The organism is Saccharibacillus sacchari DSM 19268 (assembly GCF_000585395.1).
GTDB classification, from domain to species: domain Bacteria; phylum Bacillota; class Bacilli; order Paenibacillales; family Paenibacillaceae; genus Saccharibacillus; species Saccharibacillus sacchari.
Genome location: NZ_KK073875.1, coordinates 4,618,257 through 4,634,703, shown reverse-complemented (window position 1 = coordinate 4,634,703; position 16,447 = coordinate 4,618,257). Strand labels below are relative to the sequence as shown.

Sequence of the window (16,447 nt, the reverse complement as noted above, 5' to 3'; positions counted from 1 at the left end):
GCAGATCATGCAAAATAAGCCGTAAGGCTCCATCTCTAACAACCTCACGGTTGTTATTTTTTTTCAGGAGGGGAAAAGCGCATGTTAAACGGGAAAAAGATTTTGCTCGGTGTGACCGGAGGGATTGCAGCTTATAAAGCCGCGACACTTTGCAGTCAGCTGATCAAAGCGGGAGCGCAGGTACAAGTCATTATGACGGATGCTGCTCGGCAGTTCATTCCGGCATTGACGCTTCAAGTGCTGACGCGCAATCCGGTGCATACCGATACTTTTGACGAGCATAATCCGAAAGTCGTGAATCATATTGACTTGGCCGATTGGGCTGATCTGGTGCTGATTGCCCCGGCTACGGCAAACATCATGGGGAAACTAGCAAACGGCCTGGCTGATGACATGCTCTCTACAACATTGCTTGCCGTGACAGCTCCGCTGATGATTGCGCCTGCAATGAACGTTCACATGTATACTCATCCTGCTGTCGTTCACAATATGCAGACGCTGGTTGACCGCGGCGCCCTGATGATCGAACCGGGAGACGGCATGCTGGCTTGCGGTTATGTCGGCAAAGGACGTCTGGAAGAACCGGAGACGATCGTGGAAGTATTGCGCCGTTTCTTTGCAGAACGCGAAGTCGGCGAAAATTCGCGTCTTGCAAGCTTTCCGTTGTCCGAACGCGCAACTGGATCGGAGAACGATATTTACGATCCGGGACCGGAACCGTTCGTATCTGCGACAAGCGCGGATGAAAATGTGAACCCGAGCGGCGAAACGTTATTCGCGACGGCCGGAGGAGCTTCGGAACACGGACTTGCCGGCGACTTGACTTCTGCGGGGACCGCCGCGTACTCCGTGCAAGGACCGTTATCAGGCAAAAAAATCGTGGTGACCGCAGGCGGCACGATCGAACGCATCGATCCGGTCCGCTATATTACGAACGATTCGTCCGGCAAAATGGGAATCGCTTTGGCTCAAGCCGCGCAAGATCTGGGCGCCGACGTGAAGCTGATTGCGGGCAAGGTGCAGGTGCAATTGCCGGCAGGCATCCCGACGCTTCGCATCGAATCGGCGGAAGACATGTACGAAGCTTGCCTGAACGAATGGGGGAAGACGGATATACTCATTATGTCCGCCGCGGTTGCCGATTATCGGCCGAAATCCAGCTCCCCGCGCAAGATCAAAAAAGTCGGCGATACGATGGCGCTTGAACTGGTCAAGACGGTAGATGTACTGCAAACGCTCGGCTCGCAAAAGGAACATCAATTCCTGATCGGTTTTGCGGCCGAGACGCATGACCTGGACACGTACGCGGCCGAAAAGCTGCAACGCAAAAACTGCGATCTGCTCGTGGCCAACGACGTTACGCAGACCGGCGCCGGCTTCGGATCGGATACCAATATCGTGCGACTGTTCGGCCCGGAAGGACGCATCGCCGATCTGCCGAAACAATCCAAGTACGATACGGCTCGCGAAATTCTGCTTGAAGCTTCGCGTCGTTTGGAAAAGGGAGCGGTGCGATGAATTTCGCGCGGGTCATCGTGGACGTGCCGGTGCGGGCGGTAAGCCGGCCGTTCGACTACCGAATTCCGCCTGAAATGCAGGAATGGATTGCGGTCGGCAGCCGGGTCGGAGTGCCTTTCGGCGGCCGGACGGTGCAAGGGTTTGTCGTCGGATTGACGGACGAAAGCGAGTATAAGCACGGACGGATCAAAAATATTCGCGAGCTGTTGGATCTGGTTCCTCCGCTGCCGGAAGATTTGGTCGAGCTTGGCGGTTGGATTGCTGATAAATATGCCTGTCACAAGACGATGGCGCTGCAAGCGATGATTCCTTCGGCGTTAAAAGGCAAAGCGGAACGCTTTATTCATGCCGCGCAGCCGGACGCCGATGTCGAGGAGACGGAAGAAATCGGTCGATTATTGGCCGATATCCCGGAAGACAACGATGAGTTGTCTTTGTTCGGAAGTCCGTCCAACGCGGATGTGCCTTCGGCGAACGAAATTCTGGAATACGTACGCAGTCGCGGTCAGGTGAAAGCCGAACAGCTTCGCCAGAACTTCCCCGGCCGCGAAAAAACGGTACAAGCTTTGATTCGCGGCGGGCTTCTGTTCGAAAGTCAGGAAATTCGCGACCGGATGGGACGGAAAACAGTCAAAACCGTAGCCTTGAACGTGGATGCGCAGCAGGCTGAGCAAGAATTGGAGCATTTCCCGGCGCGTGCGAAAAAACAAAAAGAAGTGTTTGAGTTCCTGATGCAGCTTGGCGTGCCGATGGCGATGAAAGAGATTCTGAGCACGCTTGGCGTAACCGCAAGTACGGTGAAATCACTGGAGGAAAAAGGGTTGGTCAAAATGGAGGACGTGGAAGTATTCCGCGATCCTTACGCAGGCCGCAACTTCAAGCCGAGCGAACCGCCCAAGCTGACCGGCGAGCAGCAGCAGGTGTATGATGCCGTTATTGCCCGATTGAACGCGCGGCGCGAAGGTGTTTTCCTGTTACACGGCATCACGGGAAGCGGCAAGACGGAAGTGTACCTTCAGTCGATCCAACTCTGTATTGCTCAAGGTCGGCAGGCCATCGTACTGGTTCCCGAGATTTCGTTGACACCGCAGATGGTCGAACGGTTCAAAAGCCGCTTCGGCTCCAAGGTCGCGGTCATGCACAGCCGTCTGTCGGGCGGCGAACGTTACGATGAATGGCGCAAAATTCGCGAAGGCCGAGTCCAGGTTGCAATCGGTGCACGTTCCGCGATTTTTGCTCCGTTCAAAGACATCGGTCTAATCGTGATGGACGAAGAGCACGAATCTTCGTACAAGCAGGAAGAAAGCCCGAAATACCATGCGCGCAACGTGGCAGTCAAACGGGCCGAGCAGCATAACGCGGTCGTTATTCTCGGTTCCGCTACGCCGTCGCTGGAATCGTACCATGCGGCCCGTTCGCAAAGCGATCCGCATTTCTCGCCCGTGCTGGCCGAGATTTCGCTGCGTGCGCTCGGAAGCGAGCTGCCCGGCGTTCAAATCGTGGATATGCGTGAGGAGTTAAAAGAAGGCAACCGCTCGATGTTCAGCCGCGATCTCCATAAAGCGATCGAGCAGCGACTGGAGCGAAAAGAGCAAACGGTGCTGCTGCTCAACCGCCGCGGGTACTCGACCTTTGTCATGTGCCGGACCTGCGGCTACGTGGCCGAATGCCCGAACTGCGATATCTCGCTGACCTTCCATCAACGTTCCAATAATCTGCGCTGTCATTACTGCGGCCATGCGGAACCCGTTCCGGAGACGTGTCCGGAATGCGGCAGCGAGCATATCCGTTATTTCGGCACAGGGACGCAGCGCGTCGAAGAAGAATTGGCGAAGCTGTTCCCCGGTATTCGCGTCGTGCGGATGGACGTGGACACGACGAGCGAAAAAGGATCGCACGAAAAGCTGCTTCAGCGGTTCCGCGACAAAAAAGCGGACGTGCTGCTCGGCACGCAGATGGTCGCCAAAGGTCTGGACTTCCCGGACGTAACGTTGGTCGGAGTCATCGCGGCCGATTCCGCGCTTAATCTGCCGGATTTCCGGGCGGGAGAGAAAACATTCCAATTGCTCACGCAAGTCGCGGGGCGCGCGGGACGACATCATCTGCCGGGCGAAGTGTTTATCCAGTCGTATAACCCCGATCATTATTCGATTCAGCACGCTTCGAAGCATGATTATCATTCGTTCGTGCGCGAAGAATTGGGACATCGGCGCAAGTTGGGATATCCGCCGTACTGCCGCTTGATTCTGGTCACGTTCTCGCACGAGCAGCTTCCGGTTGTCGTGCGCATGGCCGAAAATTATGCGGCTATGGTCAAGGAGAAGGCGCGTGCGCGCGGTTGGCTGGCCCGAATGGATAAATTGGCACCGAACGTGCTTGATTTGCTGGGCCCGATCGCGTCGCCGATTCCCCGGATCAAGAATAGATACCGATTTCAATGTATGATAAAATGGCGTGGAGAAATGGACGCTGCCCTGCTGGCGCGGGAAATCGCGGATGAACTGGAAGACACGGCGAAGGAGCAGGATCTGCTCATCAGCATCGACGTGGACCCTCAGGTCATGATGTGACGCGGTCCTCCGCGTCTTTTTTATGGACATGGACCGGGCAGGTAAGTTATGAACGGAATGCACAGATAAAATTGATTACTTTTTTGAGGAAGGTGTTCGGCAATGGGAATTCGCATGATCGTAAAAGAACCGGATGAGGTTTTGCATAAAAGAGCCAAAGAAGTCACGAAAATCACGCCTAACGTACAAAAGCTGATGGCGGACATGGCGGAAACGATGTACGACGCCGACGGCGTGGGCCTTGCTGCTCCGCAGGTCGGCATTTTGAAGCGGATTATCGTGATCGACGTCGGCGACGAAAACGGCTTGATCGCGATGATCAATCCGGAGATCGTCGAAAAAAGCGGCGAACAATTCGGGATCGAAGGATGTCTGAGCATTCCCGGGTTGAACGGGGACGTTCGCCGTGCCATGACGGTAACGGTAAAAGGCTTGAACCGCGACGGCGAAGAATTCACGGTGACCGGCAGCGAGCTGCTAGCGCGTGCATTCCAGCATGAGATCGACCATTTGGACGGAATCTTGTTTACCGACGTGGCCGAAAAAGTCTATGAACCTGTCCGGGAAAGCGGGGCGAAGGAGTGAGCGAATTGAAAAGAATCGTATTTATGGGGACCCCGCAATTTGCGGTATCGTGCCTGGAAGCCTTGTTGGAATCGGAATGCAATATTGTGGCCGTTGTGACTCAACCCGACCGTCCTCAAGGACGCAAGAAAGTCTTGACGCCTTCTCCGGTAAAAGAAGCGGCATTGAAGCATCATCTGCCCGTGCTTCAACCGGAACGGATGCGCAATAAGGAAGCGGTCGAGGAATTGGCTTCGTTCCATCCCGACCTGATCGTCACGGCGGCATACGGCCAAATTTTGCCGAAGTCTTTGCTGGAGGTGCCGGAGCTGGGCTGCGTGAACGTGCATGGGTCGCTGCTGCCCGCTTACCGCGGAGGAGCGCCGATTCAGCGTTCGATTATCAACGGCGAGAGCAAGACAGGCATCACGTTGATGTATATGGCCGAGGGACTGGATACAGGCGACATGATCGCGGTCGAGGAAGTCGAAATTACGGATGAAGATACTTCGGGCACATTGTTCGAAAAAATGGGCGCAGCCGGAGCTGCGCTGCTTAAACGCGAGCTTCCGCGTCTTTTGGCAGGCCGGGTTGAAGCGCAGCCGCAGGACGAGTCGTTGGCTACGTATGCGCCTAACCTGACGCGTCAGGACGAAATGATCGATTGGACGCGTTCGCCCCGAGAAATTTTCAATCAGGTACGCGGGCTGTCGCCGTTTTCGGGCGGGTATACGCTATGGAACGGTGAAGTGTTCAAGATTTGGGAAGTTGAAAGTCCTGAAGAAAACGGACCCGAAGCCGGAGCGGCACCGGGAACGGTGCTTGACGTGAGCAATAACGCAATCGTCGTGGCTTGCGGCGACGGCGCGGTACGGCTGACGAAAGTTCAACCGGCCGGTAAAAAAGCAATGCCTGTGTCCGAGTTTGTCCGGGGTACAGCGATGCAAGCAGGGACGGTGCTGGGATGAGTGAAAATAACGGAAAAGGTTCGGAAGGATCGGGTATTCGCATGTTCGGCGGTGGATCAAAACCCGCAGGAGGATTCGATCCCAACAAGTTGCCAGAGCGCAAAAAGACTTCAGACGATAAAAAATCGACAACCGGAAAAAAGACGGATGATCGAAAAAACGGCACGGATCGCAAAAGCTCGTTTAGCCGGAGCAACGCCTCCGGTGCCGCTAAACGGATCGAAGCCAAGTCCGGCGGCGCGAAAGCGAAAACAGGCAGTCCGGCAAAGGCGGGCGTAAAACCGAAGTCTGATTCTGCCGCACAATCGAGCGTACGCACCAAGCCGAATTCGAAGCCTGCTGCCAAGCCGGGAACGTCGGCATCGGCAAAGCCCGCAGCAAGCGTATCTCAACAGCGGCCATCCACCAGCCAAAAGGTGTCCGGAACTTCGCCGAGCGCTTCGACAGCGAACCGTGCCAAACCAACAAGCGCATCCGAACGCATTGCGGCCAAAGCTGCCAAAAGCGGAACGCAGCCGACTGCACCGGCAAGCAAAGGGCAGCGGGTCGGATCTGGCGCAGGACGTCCTCGGCAATCGGCTTCTGCTGCAAAAGGCGTCGAACAACCGCGCAGACGCAAAGTCGAATTAACGGCGCGCGAAGTGGCGTTGAACGTACTGACCAGCGTCGACGAAAAGGCGGCGTACAGCAATCTGCTGTTGAACCGTTCGCTTCAGCAAGCCGAGTTGAGTCCGGCGGATGCCGGCCTTGTCACTGAGCTGGTATACGGTACGATTGCACGCCAGGCCACGCTTGATTACTTCTTGAACCTTTTTATCAAAAGCGAAGTCAAGCGTCTGAATCCATGGGTGCGCAGTCTGGCTCGCATGTCGCTGTATCAAATCCGTTACCTGGATCGTATTCCGGCCCACGCGGCTGTGAACGAAGCGGTAGAGATTGCCAAGAAGCGCGGACATCAAGGTATTGCGTCCATGATCAACGGCGTATTGCGCAGCGTGCTGCGTGAAGGAGATGCGCTAGTGATTCCGGATGACCTGCCGACGGCAGAACGGATTGCGTTGCAACACTCGCATCCGCAATGGCTGGTTGAGCGTTGGATGACCCAATACGGCGAAGAGACGGCGGAAGAGGTATGCGTAGCGAACAATCAGCCGCCGAAGGTCAGCATTCGCGTCAACACGTTGAGAGCCAACCGCGACGAGCTGATGCGCGAGCTGGAAAATGAAGGTCGCACCGTGCGCGCATCCGAACTTTCGCCTTCCGGTATCATCGTGGAAAGCGGCGGCAACATGGCGAACGACCATTTGTACCGCGACGGACGTTTCAGTATTCAGGACGAGAGTTCGATGCTGGTCGCCGAAGCGTTGGCAGCCGAACCGGGCATGAACGTGCTGGATTGCTGCGCGGCTCCAGGCGGCAAAACGGCGCATATCGCGGAAAAAATGGGCAATCAAGGACGCATCGTCGCCAACGATTTGCATGAGCATAAACAGGGCTTGATCATGGAACAGGCCGAGCGTTTGGGATTGTCGTGCATCGAGTCCAGCGTCGGCGACGCGATGGCGCTCAAAGACCAATTCGAACCGGCTTCGTTTGACCGCGTACTGCTCGACGCACCGTGTTCCGGCTTCGGCGTCATTCGCCGTAAGCCGGATCTACGTTGGGCCAAGACGCCGGACGATACGGCTTCGATCGCCCGTCTTCAACGTCAAATGCTGAGTGCCGTAGCCGGACTCGTTAAACCAGGCGGTATTCTGGTATACAGTACCTGTACGATCGAGCGCGAGGAGAACCAACGGGCGGTTGCGGAGTTCCTGCGCGATCACGCGGAATTCGTTGCCGAACCTTTTGAAATACCCGCGTTGGAATCTTTGCCGCAGGCAGGCGGAGCCGGCGTTCAGATCCTCCCGAATCAATTCGGATCGGACGGATTCTATATTGCGCGGCTGCGCCGCAGAGGTTAAAGGCTAAGGTTTTTTTCGGAAATGCCGATAATATGACAAGTTGCTTTTGAACCAAAAAGAGGAACCGCAGCCGCAGCCTATCCGCTTCGGCAGGGGTTCCTCTTTAGCATGAACGGCTTTTGTGCTACTATAGATAAGATGGAAACCGATAAAGTCAACACAGTCAATAAAATCAACGAACAGGGGATATTTAACAACATGAAACCTTTCATATACGACTATAATCTCGACGAGCTGCGCGAGTGGGTCAAAGCCAGCGGCGAAGCCGCATTCCGCGCCGACCAAATTTTCGACTGGCTGTACGTCAAGCGCGTATCCAGCTTCGAGGAAATGACCAACCTGTCGAAAACGCTGCGCCAAAAGATGGATGACCATTTCGCTTTCGTCACGCTCAACGAGATCACGAAGTTCCAGTCCAAAGACGGCACGGTGAAGTTCTTGTTCGGCCTGCACGACGAGCACGCGATCGAGACGGTTATCATGAACCACAACTACGGCAACAGCGTCTGCGTGACGACTCAAGTCGGCTGCCGCATCGGCTGCACCTTCTGTGCGTCCACGCTGGGCGGACTGAAGCGCAACCTGACCGCGGGCGAGATCGTGGCCCAGGTCGTCGAAGCGCAAAAGATGCTCGACGAAAAAGGAGAGCGCGTCAGCAGCATCGTCATCATGGGTTCCGGCGAACCGTTCGAGAACTATGAAGCGACGATGACCTTCCTTCGCATCATGATCCATGAAAAAGGCCTGAACATCGGTCAGCGCCATATTACAGTGTCCACAAGCGGCATCGTTCCGAACATCTACAAATTCGCGGACGAAGACACGCAGATCAACCTGGCGATTTCGATCCATGCGCCGAACGACAAGCTGCGTTCCAAGCTGATGCCGGTTAACCGCCGCTTCCCGTTTGACGACGTAATGGCTTCGCTCGACTACTATTTCGAAAAAACAGGCCGTCGCCTCACGTTCGAATACGCCCTGATCGGCGGAGTGAACGACCAAGCCGAGCATGCGCAGGAACTCGCGGACGTGCTGAAAACACGCATGGCGCACGTCAACCTGATCCCGGTCAACCATGTACCGGAACGCAAATACGTCCGCACGTCGCGCAGCGACATTTTCAACTTCCAACGGATTCTGATCGAAAACGGCATCAATGCGACGATCCGGCGCGAGCAAGGCCACGATATTGCTGCGGCGTGCGGTCAATTGCGCGCGAAGCATATGGAAAAAGGACAGGAAAAGGCTGCGAGGTGAGTTAGGGTGATTCATACCGTTCATGCAACGCATATCGGAAACGTACGGAACGTCAACGAAGATTTGTCCTGGGTGGGACGGATCAAGCCCGGCGGCTATACGCTGGGCATCGTGGCGGACGGAATGGGCGGCCATTTGGCCGGGGATACGGCGAGCCGTTTGACCGTCGAGACCATGGTCGCGGACCTGAGCGGCCTGGAACCGGGACTTTCCCCGGAAGCTTGCGAAGCAGCGCTCAGCGATGCGATTCTGCATGCTAACGAGGTGGTCTATCGCCAAGGCGAATCGGATATTCGGTATCACAATATGGGCACGACCGTCGTGGCCGTGCTGCTTAGCGGCGAACAAGGGATCATTGCCCATATCGGGGATAGCCGCGCCTATAAAGTCACCTCTTCCGGCATCGAGCGCTTGACCGACGATCATACGTTGGTCAACGAGCTGCTCAAAAGCGGACAGATCAGCGAAAAAGAAGCAGGCGCGCATCCGAGACGCAATGTGTTGACGCGCGCGCTGGGCACGGATGCGGAAGTCAAAGTCGATCTCAGAAAAATCGTGCTCAAGCCGGGCGAAGGCCTTGTGCTGTGCAGCGACGGATTGAGCAACTTTGTAGCGGAAGCCGAGATGCTGCGCACGGTACTGAAGCCTGGGGCCGCACTTGACGATCGCGCGCATAAGCTGGTTCGCATGGCGTTGAATTCCGGGGGCGACGATAACATTACCGTGGCTCTGTTTGAAAACGGACGCGTCGGGCAGGATGCGGCGACGAAGGAGTGGGTACAATGATCGGTCAGGTGTTCAGCGGCCGCTACGAGATCGTAGAGCGCGTAGGCGGCGGGGGAATGGCGCTTGTGTATAAGGCGCTCGACCTGCTGCTGAACCGCTTCGTTGCGGTCAAGGTGCTGCGCCAGCAGTTCATGCACGACGAAGAGTTTATCCGCCGGTTCCGGCGGGAAGCGCAGTCGGCCGCATCGCTGTCCCATCCCAACATCGTCAGCATTTATGATGTGGGTCAGGACGGCGAAGTTCAGTATATTGTGATGGAGTATATCGAGGGACGCGATCTGGACGAGCTGATCAAAGAACGCGCGCCGCTGCCGGTTGAAGAAGCGGTTCGCATTGCTTCGCAAATTTGCGATGCGCTCGATCATGCCCATACGAACCAGATTATCCACCGGGATATCAAGCCCCATAATATTTTGATCGGCCGCAACGGACGGATTAAAGTGACGGACTTCGGGATCGCCCGCGCGGTGACATCGACGACGATCACGCAGACCGGCTCCGTTGTCGGTTCGGTTCACTATTTCTCCCCCGAACATGCCAAAGGCGTGACCGCGGGCGAAAAGTCGGACCTGTACTCGCTCGGTATCGTGCTGTATCAGATGCTTACGAGTTCTCTTCCTTACGAGGGCGAAAGCCCGATCAGCGTAGCCTTGAAGCATTTGCAGGACGAATACGAAGAGCCTCGCAAGCTCAATCCGACCATTCCGCAAAGCGTGGAGAACATTATCGTCCGGGCGATGCGAAAAAACCCGTCCGAGCGTTATGCTTCCGCAGCCGAGATGCAAAGCGATCTCGATACCTGCCTGCTGCCTTCGCGCCGCGAAGAGCAAAAGGTGCGGTTCGATGATGTGGACGATGCGGATCGTACGCTCGTCGTACCCGCTATCCGTTCTTCTTCGTACGAGCCTCCCGTTTCGGAGATGCACCGAGGAGACAAGACGGACAAGAAGAAGCCGGCAGGCAAAAAGAATTGGAAAAAGCCGGCGATTATTATCGGCGCAACGCTTTTGTTTCTGGCAATCGTGCTGATCGTGGTGCTGTATGTTCGCGCTCAGTTCGTCGTGCCGGAAACCACCGTTCCGAACGTAATCGGAATGACGGAGGAAGAAGCCCGGAGCACGCTGGCTGCACGCAATTTGGAAGTCGAAGGCGTGAAGTACGAGTATGACCCTTCCACGGAAGCCGGAATCGTATTCCGGCAGAGCAAGCTGGAAGGGTATACCGTTAAGGAAGGCGCTTCGTTGCTGTTGACGGTAGGTTCGGAAAAGCCGTTAACGGCCATGCCGAAGCTTACCGAGTCGGATTACGACGAAGCGCGACGGGATTTGGTGGCGCTCGGCGTGACGGAAGACCGGATCGTGCGCGAAGAAACCTTCAACGATGCTGCCCCGGAGACGGTCATCAAGCAATCTCCGGAACAAGGCGAAGACTTTGATCCGGATCAAGCCACGGTGACGTTGACTGTCAGCATGGGCGTGGAAGAGAAGTCGGTACCGGATATCGTGGGCAAGACGCGTCAACAAGCGCTCGATCTGATCAACGGTCAAGCATTGGCGCCGTCGTCGACGGAAGAGGCAAGTTTCACCGTCGAAAAGGGGAACGTCATGAGCCAAAGTCCGGAAGCCGGAACGGAACTGAAACCGGGCGAAGTCGTGAAATTCGTTGTCAGCTCCGGCATTCCGGCCGATGCGGCGAGCTTTATTTTGCAAGTTCCCGTAGAGCCTTCCCAGGATGGCGTCGCAACCAAGATCCGTCTGGAATACAGCGATGCGCGCGGAGACCGAATCGAGTGGGGAACAGACACCATTTCGGCCAACCGTATTTTCCCGGTATCCCTTGTGCTGGCGCCTAACCGGAACGGAGCGGTGTCGGTATATCGCGACGGACAATTCGTTACTTCGTATACCGTCAATTATTCGGACGTTCAGAACGGTTCGTTCGTTCAACCGCAGTTCCCCGAGGAGGAGCAGCCGGAAGAAACGCCTCCGCCGGAGGAGCAGGCTCCTGCGGACCCTCCTGCCGATAACGGCGGCGATCAGGGAGCCGCTGAAGGCGACGCGGGTAACGGTGACGGAACGGAAGCCGGAGACGGTTTGCAGGTCGAAACGCCGCCCGCCGACGATCAGGAAGGCGACGGACAGGCCGAAGGAGAAGAAGCCGATCCGTCGGCATTCGTTCCTCCCGGCAAGGCGGTTGCCGCCGGAGAGGCCGCGAACGCTTCGGGTTCCGGCCGAGGAAACGGCAATGGGAACGCAAACGGCAATGGAAACGGCAGATAACGATGAATAAATAATCAAGCGGACAGGCGAGGCCGGACGAAAGTCCGGCCCGCTTCCGCTTTAAGGCAAAGGAAGGTGAAGCATGCCAGAAGGTTTAATTGTGAAGGCATTAAGCGGTTATTATTACGTGAAGGACGACGAAGCATTGCCCGGAGAGGCTTCGGTTCAATGTCGGGCCAGAGGCGTATTTCGAATCAAAGGGAAATCTCCGTTAGTCGGGGATCGCGTGACTTATGTACTGACCGAAAACGGGGAAGGAACGGTAACCGAGATCCATCCGCGTTCGACGGAACTGATTCGTCCGCAGGTTGCCAACGTCAATCTGGCCGTGCTGGTATTTTCGGTTAAGGAACCGGATCTGAGTCTCAATCTCCTTGACAAATTTTTGGTGCATATCGAACACGAGGGCCTGGACGCGCTGATTTGTCTGACCAAAATGGATTTGATCGATGAAGACGATACGGCTGCGCGAGAAGCTGTCGAAAACGCGAAGGTGTTGTACACGTCGATCGGCTACGAAGTGCTGGAAACCAGTTCTCCGCAAGGCGTGGGAGCGGATCAGCTGCGCGAGCGTCTGCAAGGCGAAATCAGCGTCTTTTCCGGTCAATCGGGCGTCGGCAAGTCTTCGCTGCTGAACGCGATGTTTCCAAAGCTCGACCTGCTCACCAGCGAAATCAGTTTGCGGTTGGGACGAGGTCGACATACCACAAGGCACGTCGAATTGGTGGAGCTCGGAAACGGAGGTTATATCGCGGATACGCCGGGATTCAGCCAACTTGATTTTCTGGAGCTGGGCGTCGAGGAACTCGGAAGCTGTTTCCGGGAATTCGCCGAGCTGTCGGAAGGCTGCAAATTCCGCGGCTGCACGCATCTGCACGAACCGGGCTGCAAGGTGCGCGAAGCGCTGGCAGCAGGCGAAGTCGCCGAAAGTCGTTACAAGCATTACGCTGCTTTTTACCAGGAAATGAAAGATAAAAAACGGAGGTACTGAATATGGTGTTGATTGCTCCTTCGATATTATCCGCGGATTTTTCAAAGCTTGGAGTCGACGTTGCGGAAGTGGAAAACGGCGGTGCGGATTGGCTGCATGTCGACGTTATGGACGGGCATTTCGTTCCGAACATTTCATTCGGCGCGCCGATTATGCGTTCGATCGCGCCGCATACCAAACTGCCGCTTGATGTTCATTTGATGATCGAAAATCCGGAAAATTACATACCGGAATTCGCCAAAGCAGGAGCTTCGATCATTACGGTGCACGCTGAAGCGTGCGTCCACTTGCATCGCGTCGTGCATTTGATCAAAGAGCAAGGCGTCAAAGCCGGCGTAGCGCTCAATCCTGGTACGCCGGTGTCGGCGATCCGCGAAGTATTGGAAGATCTGGATCTGGTGTTGATCATGACCGTTAACCCGGGCTTCGGGGGGCAGGCGTTCATCGAACGTACGGTAGAGAAGATTCGGGAGACCCGGAAACTGGCGAATTCGCTCGGGTTGACCGGATTGCATATCGAAGTAGACGGGGGCATTGCGGCAGACACGGCGGCGAAAGTCGTTGCGGCAGGCGCGGACGTCCTTGTTGCAGGAAGCGCCGTATACGGAGCCGAAGATCGTGCGGGGGCTATCCGAACGATTCGCGAGAGTGCGGAGCAAGGCGTATGAACAATTTTAAATCCACGCTGATGCTTGCGCTTATTACTTCGGTCGTCGGGCTGCTGATCGCGGTTTTCGCTTTTCTGCCGGTGCCTTTTAACGCATTGGTGGGTCTGCTTGCCGCGGGTTTGGTAGTCTGGTATTTCCGAAAGCTCGAAGAGCGGGGACCGAAGATTATGTTTATCGTTTTTGTAGTCGTGTACTTCTTGTTCTTCACGGTATTGATTGCGTCGATTCGTTATCGGATGGGCCTGATTTAAGGAAAAAGTTCATGGATGGGCAGGAACGCGATATCCTGCCGGATCGGACAAATAAGCCGCAGGGTTCTCGATCGGAGAACCGCTGCGGCTTGTTTGCATGCCATGAATTGTGGTTCGAAGCATTCATGCGACAATATGGACGCATGAAAGACATAAACTAAAAAACACCTTCCAAAGAAGGTGCTTTCTCGTCTATATCTGGATTAAACGCGAGTTACTTTACCCGATTTAAGAGCACGGGTGCTAACGTATACGCGTTTCGGTTTGCCGTTTACGAGGATGCGAACCTTTTGGACGTTAACTCCCCAAGTACGACGGTTGCGGTTGTTAGCGTGGGAAACGTTGTTGCCGGTGCTTGGTTTTTTACCCGATACAAAACATCTGCGAGCCATGAATGACACCTCCTTGCTTAGATCAAACAACACTTCAAACATCATAACACAACAAAAAAAGCTCCGTCAACGGTTCTAAAAACTTTATTTATTTCTACGTAAGCTTATAGTACAATATTAGGTGGGGCCTTTTGCAAAATCTGCTTTGAAACATTGCCCGGATTTTGCAAAAGGCTCATGATGTGTGGGAGTATAAACGTAGTTACCTGTATGGATCCGGCAAAGGGTGGGTAATATCGGTTATAAGAGCCTGTACATTACCGCGGGGGACGGAAACCTGGTTTCCGATGCGCGCATGATAAGCATGGGCAAGCGAGCATGAGCGAGTGCATGTACGGGTTTAGACATTGAATAGAAAGCGGACGTTTCCGAATTTCGGCGTTTGCGTATCCAGTAGGTTTGAGGAAGGGGAATTTTCATTGAGCAGGCGTTCGATTAACGGAACTGATTTTACGGGCATGGTATTGGCCGGTGCGGAGAAACTTTCGCGTCAGGCGGAGCATGTGAATGCGTTGAACGTATTCCCGGTGCCGGACGGCGACACGGGCACGAACATGAATTTGACGATGACGGCGGGGGTAACCGAACTTCGCGAGCGAAGCTCGGCGTCGATCGGCCAGTCGGCAACCATTTTGTCCAAAGGACTATTGATGGGAGCACGCGGCAATTCCGGCGTGATTTTGTCGCAGTTGTTCCGGGGATTTGGCCGTTATGCGGCTTCGCATCAGGAACTGAATGCGATTCAATTCGCGGCGGCGCTTCAAATTGGCGTAGAAACCGCCTACAAAGCTGTCGTAAAGCCGGTCGAAGGCACGATTCTGACTGTTGCCAAAGAAGCAGCCAAGCACGCGGCTGCCTATGCGCGCCGCACGACGGATGTTGTGGAACTAATGCGCGAAGTGCTTGCTAAGGCTCAATATGCGCTTGACCGTACACCGGAACAGCTTCCCGTGTTGAAGCAGGTCGGCGTTGTGGACTCGGGCGGTCAAGGCCTTGTTTATATTTACGAAGGCTTCCTGGATTATCTGGAAAATGGAGCATCGGCAGAATCGGCCCGTCCGTCTGCAACGAGCGCTTCGACGAATGCCAAGCCTGCGGTTCCGGCAGCTGCCGCCGCAGCCCAAGCTTCGCATATCCAAGCGTCCGCCCAGGCTCAACTGGAAACCGAAAATATCGAATTCCTGTACGACATGGAATTTTTCATCAACCGCGGACTGGGCGACGGCCCACGGGATTTCTTCGACGAAGAAGCTTTCCGGAAAGCGCTGTCCGTCAACGGAGATTCCATCATCATCATTGCGGACGATGACATTGTTAAAGTCCACGTTCACTCCAAAACGCCCGGCGAAGTGATGACGCTTGCGCTGCGTTACGGGGAAATCACGCAAATTCATATCCTGAACATGCGCGAGCAGCATCGCGACTTGCTCCACGCGGGCATGGACGGCGCAGCTCCGCCGGAATTGTTCGCCGATATTCCGGCACCGACTCCGGCTCCCGAAGAACTCTCGGCTTTGCCTGCCGACGAAGTGGCGCCTTACGGCTTTATCGCGGTCGCCAGCGGAGCGGGCATCGAAGAGATCTTCAAAAGCCTCGGCGTCGATATCGTATTGTCCGGGGGACAAACGATGAACCCGAGCACCGAAGACTTCGTAAACGCGATCGGCCAGTTGTCCGCCCAACACATCTTCCTGCTGCCGAACAACTCGAACATCGTTCTTGCTGCCCAGCAGGCCCGCGATCTGCTCGAAGGCGAACGTCAGATTACCGTCGTTCCGTGCAAGAGCATCCCGCAGGGCATCGCCGCGGCGTTGGCTTTCCAGGAAGAAGAATCTCCGGAAGCCAATGCCGAGCAGATGAACGAAGCGATCAAACACGTGAAAACGGGCCAGATCACGCACGCCGTGCGCGATACGACGTTCGACGACCTGGAGATCACGGCCGGCCATTATATCGGCATCTTCAACTCCAAGATCGTCGCCACGGCCGAAGACCGCCTGACAACCAGCAAAAACCTGCTGGCGGCCATGGTCGAAAGCGGCGACGAAGTCATCACCCTGCTCACCGGCCAGGATGCTTCCGAATCCGAAACCGCCGAGCTGGCCGAATGGCTGACCGAACAGTACCCGGACGCCGAAGTCGAATTCCACACCGGCGGCCAACCGGTCTACGATTACATGTTCTCGGTCGAAGCTTAACCGAATAAAACGATGAAAGCGTCATGGGCTGGCCTGCTTTC

The 16,447-nt window shown here is 55.5% G+C and carries 13 protein-coding genes; 12 read left to right on the top strand and 1 reads right to left on the bottom strand.

The annotated features are described in order from the left end of the window. The first annotated feature begins 81 nt into the window (after positions 1–81). From coaBC to SACSAC_RS19995, 11 genes are all read left to right on the top strand, one after another. The gene (coaBC, locus tag SACSAC_RS20045) at positions 82–1,518 is read left to right on the top strand and encodes a bifunctional phosphopantothenoylcysteine decarboxylase/phosphopantothenate--cysteine ligase CoaBC (protein ID WP_037289614.1); all 1,437 of its coding nucleotides are present in this window, start codon (positions 82–84) and stop codon (positions 1,516–1,518) included. Next, the gene (priA, locus tag SACSAC_RS20040) at positions 1,515–4,088 is read left to right on the top strand and encodes a primosomal protein N' (protein WP_037289612.1); all 2,574 of its coding nucleotides are present in this window, start codon (positions 1,515–1,517) and stop codon (positions 4,086–4,088) included. Before coaBC ends, priA begins: the two co-directional genes overlap by 4 nt. A 102-nt stretch (positions 4,089–4,190) precedes the next feature. Further along, positions 4,191–4,673 (top strand): peptide deformylase, encoded by a 483-nt coding sequence (gene def, locus SACSAC_RS20035; RefSeq protein ID WP_037289610.1) that lies wholly within the window; start codon positions 4,191–4,193, stop codon positions 4,671–4,673. Between the two features lie 5 nt (positions 4,674–4,678). Next, a complete protein-coding gene (fmt, locus tag SACSAC_RS20030; protein WP_281175783.1) occupies positions 4,679–5,620 on the top strand; it encodes a methionyl-tRNA formyltransferase in 942 nt (313 codons plus the stop codon). 482 nt (positions 5,621–6,102) lie between these two features. Continuing rightward, positions 6,103–7,584 (top strand): 16S rRNA (cytosine(967)-C(5))-methyltransferase RsmB, encoded by a 1,482-nt coding sequence (gene rsmB / locus SACSAC_RS20025; protein ID WP_425414838.1) that lies wholly within the window; start codon positions 6,103–6,105, stop codon positions 7,582–7,584. A gap of 198 nt (positions 7,585–7,782) precedes the next feature. Then, the gene (rlmN, locus tag SACSAC_RS20020; protein WP_037289607.1) at positions 7,783–8,841 is read left to right on the top strand and encodes a dual-specificity RNA methyltransferase RlmN; all 1,059 of its coding nucleotides are present in this window, start codon (positions 7,783–7,785) and stop codon (positions 8,839–8,841) included. Positions 8,842–8,847: 6 nt separating this feature from the next. Then, positions 8,848–9,627: a Stp1/IreP family PP2C-type Ser/Thr phosphatase gene (locus SACSAC_RS20015; protein WP_037289605.1), complete on the top strand. Its 780-nt coding sequence runs from the start codon at positions 8,848–8,850 to the stop codon at positions 9,625–9,627. Next, positions 9,624–11,906: a Stk1 family PASTA domain-containing Ser/Thr kinase gene (gene pknB, locus SACSAC_RS20010; protein WP_037289603.1), complete on the top strand. Its 2,283-nt coding sequence runs from the start codon at positions 9,624–9,626 to the stop codon at positions 11,904–11,906. The genes SACSAC_RS20015 and pknB overlap by 4 nt, the downstream gene beginning before the upstream one ends. An 82-nt stretch (positions 11,907–11,988) precedes the next feature. Further along, complete coding sequence (gene rsgA / locus SACSAC_RS20005) at positions 11,989–12,897, top strand: ribosome small subunit-dependent GTPase A (RefSeq protein ID WP_037289601.1); 909 nt, start codon at positions 11,989–11,991, stop codon at positions 12,895–12,897. Between the two features lie 2 nt (positions 12,898–12,899). Next, positions 12,900–13,565 carry a ribulose-phosphate 3-epimerase gene (rpe, locus tag SACSAC_RS20000; protein ID WP_037289599.1) on the top strand — a complete coding sequence of 222 codons (666 nt, stop codon included), beginning with the start codon at positions 12,900–12,902 and terminating at the stop codon, positions 13,563–13,565. Next, on the top strand, positions 13,562–13,816 hold the full coding sequence (locus SACSAC_RS19995) for a hypothetical protein (RefSeq protein WP_037289597.1): 255 nt from the start codon (positions 13,562–13,564) through the stop codon (positions 13,814–13,816). Before rpe ends, SACSAC_RS19995 begins: the two co-directional genes overlap by 4 nt. 203 nt (positions 13,817–14,019) lie before the next feature. Here the strand turns inward: SACSAC_RS19995 and rpmB are convergent, their stop codons facing one another. After that, complete coding sequence (gene rpmB, locus SACSAC_RS27785; protein ID WP_084778233.1) at positions 14,020–14,208, bottom strand: 50S ribosomal protein L28; 189 nt, start codon at positions 14,206–14,208, stop codon at positions 14,020–14,022. Between the two features lie 419 nt (positions 14,209–14,627). Here rpmB and SACSAC_RS19990 point away from each other — a divergent pair, with 419 nt between their 5' ends. Continuing rightward, on the top strand, positions 14,628–16,406 hold the full coding sequence (locus tag SACSAC_RS19990) for a DAK2 domain-containing protein (protein ID WP_037289595.1): 1,779 nt from the start codon (positions 14,628–14,630) through the stop codon (positions 16,404–16,406). The last annotated feature ends 41 nt before the right edge of the window (positions 16,407–16,447 follow it).

Bases quoted from the DNA above. Each gene is read 5' to 3' on its own strand.
- priA (WP_037289612.1), top strand. From the start codon at position 1,515: ATGAATTTCGCGCGGGTCATCGTGGACGTGCCGGTGCGGGCGGTAAGC.
- SACSAC_RS19995 (WP_037289597.1), top strand. From the start codon at position 13,562: ATGAACAATTTTAAATCCACGCTGATGCTTGCGCTTATTACTTCGGTC.
- rsgA (WP_037289601.1), top strand. From the start codon at position 11,989: ATGCCAGAAGGTTTAATTGTGAAGGCATTAAGCGGTTATTATTACGTG.
- def (WP_037289610.1), top strand. From the start codon at position 4,191: ATGGGAATTCGCATGATCGTAAAAGAACCGGATGAGGTTTTGCATAAA.
- coaBC (WP_037289614.1), top strand. From the start codon at position 82: ATGTTAAACGGGAAAAAGATTTTGCTCGGTGTGACCGGAGGGATTGCA.
- rpmB (WP_084778233.1), bottom strand. From the start codon at position 14,208: ATGGCTCGCAGATGTTTTGTATCGGGTAAAAAACCAAGCACCGGCAAC.
- pknB (WP_037289603.1), top strand. From the start codon at position 9,624: ATGATCGGTCAGGTGTTCAGCGGCCGCTACGAGATCGTAGAGCGCGTA.
- rlmN (WP_037289607.1), top strand. From the start codon at position 7,783: ATGAAACCTTTCATATACGACTATAATCTCGACGAGCTGCGCGAGTGG.
- rpe (WP_037289599.1), top strand. From the start codon at position 12,900: ATGGTGTTGATTGCTCCTTCGATATTATCCGCGGATTTTTCAAAGCTT.